Raw genomic sequence first — 812 nt, 5'->3', positions numbered from 1 at the left:
GCTGGATAGAGTACTTGGCTACGAACCAAGGGGTCGTGGGTTCGATTCCTGCCAGCCGCACCAAAAAACGCAAAGCCCTGAAGTTAAAAGACTTCAGGGCTTTTTCGTTTTCACGGGCCACCCGCCGGGATGACACCCCCGGTCAGGCTTGCTGCGCCTTCGGCAGCACGATGCTGAAGGTGCTTCCCTGGCCTGGCGCGCTTTCTATCTGCAGCTGCCCGCCATGGCGGGCAGCCACGGTGCGGACAAAGGCCAGCCCAAGGCCTGCGCCGTCCAGGTGCTGATGGTGGTCCAGGCGCTCGAAGGGCTGGCTCAGGCGGGCGACGGCCTGCGCATCCATGCCGGGTCCGTGGTCCCGGATGGCGATGCGGCAATGGCCGGCGTCCTGCAGCAGCAGGCATTGCACCGTGGCGCCGCTTGCCTGTTGCCCGTGCGCTCCGTACTTGATGGCGTTGCCGATCAGGTTGACGGCTGCGCGGTGGAGCATGCCCGGGTCGCCCAGCACGGGGCATTCCTGCTCGGGCAGGCTGAATTCCAGCTGCACATGGGCGGCGCTGGCCTGGGCCCAGCAGCTTTCCACGGCCTGGTCCAGCACCAGGCCCAGGTCCAGCTGCTGCTGGCGCAGCGCCTGCTGCTGGGCACGAGCCAGGTGCACGAAATCGTCGGCCAGCTGCAGGGAGGCCTGGGCATAGCCTTCGATGCGCGGGAGCAGCATGCCCAGGTCGGGCGCTTGTACGGAACCACGCTGCATCTCCAGCAAGGTGATGATGGATGCCACGGGCGCCCGTATGTCGTGCGAGATGAACACGCGG

Annotated in this window: 1 protein-coding gene; it reads right to left on the bottom strand. The window is 66.4% G+C overall.

What is annotated here, in order from left to right; translation table 11 throughout:
• Nucleotides 1-142 precede the first annotated feature (142 nt).
• The coding region (locus L995_RS30270) for a sensor histidine kinase (RefSeq protein WP_047475151.1) at nt 143-812 on the bottom strand (670 nt) is incomplete at its 5' end.

It is taken from the genome of Delftia sp. ZNC0008 (assembly GCF_000799035.1).
Classification (GTDB): Bacteria; Pseudomonadota; Gammaproteobacteria; order Burkholderiales; family Burkholderiaceae_C; genus Comamonas; species Comamonas tsuruhatensis.
Note: the sequence above shows the minus strand (reverse complement) of the source record. Positions and strands in the feature narration are given on the sequence as shown.